This window comes from Azohydromonas lata NBRC 102462, from assembly GCF_001571085.1.
Lineage (GTDB): Bacteria > Pseudomonadota > Gammaproteobacteria > Burkholderiales > Burkholderiaceae_C > Azohydromonas > Azohydromonas lata.
In genome coordinates this window covers 1-2,953 of record NZ_BCTC01000225.1, presented here as the reverse complement: position 1 = coordinate 2,953, position 2,953 = coordinate 1, and the positions used below count along the sequence as shown (strand labels likewise).

The following is a 2,953-nucleotide window of genomic DNA, read 5'->3' as shown; positions in this document are numbered from 1 at the left end:
CCGCGGTGGCCAACGTCAACGACGCGCCTACGGGCGGCGTCACCGTCAGCGGCACGGCCGAGCAAGGCCAGACGCTCACGGCGGTGACCAGCGCACTGGCCGACGCCGACGGGCTGGGCAAGCTCAGCTACCAGTGGCTGCGCGGCGGTACCGCCATCACCGGCGCCACGGGCAGTGCCTACAAGCTGGTGGAGGCGGACGTGGGCCAGGCCCTCTCGGTCAAGGTCTCGTACACCGACGGCTTCAAGGCTGCCGAGAGTGTCGCCAGCACGGCCACGGCCACGGTGAAATACGCCCATGACGTGCTCAATGGCGACGCCAACGGTGCCACCGTCAACGACACGCTCAGCGGCGGCCGCGGCGACAGCGCCCTCGACGGCAAGAACGGCAACGACAAGCTCGACGGCAACGCGGGCAACGACACGCTGTATGGCGGCGCGGGCAACGACACGCTCAACGGCGGCGCGGGCAACGACGTGCTCGTCGGCGGCACGGGGCTGGACCAGCTCACCGGCGGCAGCGGCCAGGACACGTTCCGCTTCACCGGCGCCTTTGCCGGCGGCACCAGCGCGGACACCCTCACCGACTTCACGTCGGTGGACGACAAGCTGGAGTTCGACCACGCCGTGTTCACCGCACTGGGCGCCGTGGGCCAGCTCGCGCCCGGGGCGCTGTGCCTGGGCAGCAAGGCAGCGGAGGCCGACGACCGGCTGATCTACAAGCAGTCCACGGGGGAGCTGTTCTACGACGCCGACGGCAGCAAGGCCGGCGCCGCGGTGCTCATCGCCAAGCTGGGCGCCAACACGGTGCTCAAGGCGGAAGACCTGTTCGTGTTCTGACGGGGCAAGGGCCGGCCCCGCACGCGCGGCGGGCCGGCTCCGCCGGCCTTGATTTCCCCCTTGTAACAATGGTGTAACGACCGTCGTGGGGGTCGGGCTCCACCATGGAGCCTCGATCTCATGACCGGGCGTGCAAACCCGGTTCCCTCTTGCGAAGACGGTGAACATGAACCAAGACAAGGCACGGCAGTTCTGGACGACGGTGGCTGATCACGGCCCGGACCTGTGCGCGGTGCTCGATGCCTCTGCCACGGCGGCGGACTTCGAGCCCTCGATCACGCGCATCGGCCGCATCGTGGACACGCTGCGCAGCGCGGTGGCCGACATCGATCCGCTGCTGCGCGTGGGCGTGGACCAGGTGCCGGCCAACGACGGTGCGGTGCTGCGCATCGCCATCAGCTGCAACCACAACCCCGAAGGCATAGAGGCCGTGCAGGCGCTGGTGGCCGCGGCGCCGGCCATGCCGCCGCGCATGCGGGTGTGCGCCTTCTCGCAGCCCATTCCGCGCGAGGTGGCGGGACGCCTGGGCCCGCTGGACTTCCTGGGCCACGCGGTGTGCGTACAGGACGTGCGCTTCCTGGCCTCGCCCAACCCCGCGGGCGCGGGCACCTTCGACATCGCCTGCTACGTCCCGGAGGCGGCCGTCACGGACATGGACCCCGACGACGTGCCCGGCGCGCTCTTCGCCAATCTCGCCCTGAGCATGGGCATAGGCGAGCTGCGCCTGATGACGCGGGTGAACACCCTGGGCGTGGTGCTGGGCGACGACCCGCCGGCCACGGCCGTGAACGCCTGGGACCTGGTGGACCTCATGGACGCCGCCTTGGCGCACTGAGAGGCCCGCGCGCCGGCATCACTGCGGCGCCCCATCCGGCGGCGGGAGCCGCAGGGTGGGGCGCCGCTGCTTCTTTACGGCGCCGGCATGAACACCACGTCCACCCAGTAGTTGGCGGACAGGTAGCTCGACGACGGGAACGCCACCGAGCTGCCGCCGTAGGCAAACACGCCGTTGCCCCCGCTCACGCCGTTGCCCAGCAGGTGCACGGGCCCGTTGTCCACGCCGGCGTTGGTGAAGAAGCTGCCGTCGAACGCGTAGCCGCCGTTGGGCGCGCGGTAGGACGCCACGTACACCGTGCCCGCGCTCACCGGGATGGGCGTGGCGAAGACGGCCTCCTGCCAGCCCGTGGCCGTTTCGTTGAAGAAAGTGGCCGTGCCCAGCAGCGTGCCGTCGCTGGTCCACAGCGCGCCCACGTGCGTGCCCGTGTTGGCCGGCCCCTTGTAGAAGCGCACGGCGGTGATGCTGCCGCTCCGGTCCACGCTGAACTTCACACCCAAGTTGACGGTATCCGCATCGTTGGCGCTGGCTGTGCCGGGCGTGGCCGAGGCGGCAAAGCCGCTGCAGGGGCAGGCCAGCGGCGTGATGGTGACGCTGCGGGTGGCCGGCACGGCGGCGAGGTTGCCGCTGTCGTCCACCGCGCGCACCTGCAGGCTGGCCGTGCCCGTGGCCGTGGGCGTCCAGTTGAAGCTCCAGGTGGTGCGGCCGGTGGCCGGATGCCAGGTGCTGCCGCCGTCGGTGGACACCTCCACCCCCGCCACCTGGCCGCCCACGTCCGCGGCCGTGCCGCTGACCGTCACGCTGCTGCCCGCGGCGACGCTGGCGCCGGCCGCCGGGGCGGCGATGGCCACCGTGGGCGCCGTGGTGTCGGTGGAGGCCGTGGCCGCCGCCAGCGGCGAGCGCAGCGCGCCGGGCTGCACGCCCATGTCGGCGAACAGGTTCACGGTGGCCTGCTGCAGGCTCTGGTCCACCGCGGCGTTGGTGCCGCGCGGCAGGTCGTGCGTGGCGTCCAGGCCCCAGCTCCACTGGATGGTGCCGGCGCCGAACACCCGCGCGCCGCCGGCGTGCCGGTACATCGTCAGCGCATGCGTGAGCGTGCCGTTGCCGAAGGTGGAGCCGTTGTCCTGCAGCACGCCGTTGCTGGTGATGCTGGTCTGCGACAGGCGGAACAGCCCCGGCGGGCGTGCGCCGTTGTCCACGTCGGCATCCCACTCGTAGCCCAGCACGCCCGTGGGCAGCGTGGAGGTGAGCCCCGCCGCCGCCTGCGTGGCCACGGCCG

At 71.9% G+C, this 2,953-nt stretch carries 3 protein-coding genes; 2 read left to right on the top strand and 1 reads right to left on the bottom strand.

Features of this window, described 5'->3' with window-relative positions; all coding sequences use genetic code 11:
- Both ALA01S_RS30625 and ALA01S_RS30620 read left to right on the top strand, forming a co-directional pair.
- Window positions 1-839 (top strand): calcium-binding protein (locus ALA01S_RS30625; RefSeq protein WP_373863024.1); only part of this gene is annotated, 839 nt, incomplete at its 5' end.
- Between the two features lie 166 nt (window positions 840-1,005).
- Window positions 1,006-1,674, top strand: coding sequence for a hypothetical protein (locus ALA01S_RS30620; protein WP_066343500.1), 669 nt, complete (start codon window positions 1,006-1,008; stop codon window positions 1,672-1,674).
- Between the two features lie 74 nt (window positions 1,675-1,748).
- On the opposite strand, the gene ALA01S_RS30615 is transcribed toward ALA01S_RS30620, so the two are convergent.
- Window positions 1,749-2,953, bottom strand: a 1,205-nt coding sequence (locus tag ALA01S_RS30615; RefSeq protein WP_157119419.1) for a DUF4082 domain-containing protein, incomplete at its 5' end; no start/stop codon positions are given.

Excerpts from the sequence above, each read along its gene's own strand:
- ALA01S_RS30620 (WP_066343500.1), top strand. The coding sequence starts at position 1,006 with ATGAACCAAGACAAGGCACGGCAGTTCTGGACGACGGTGGCTGATCAC.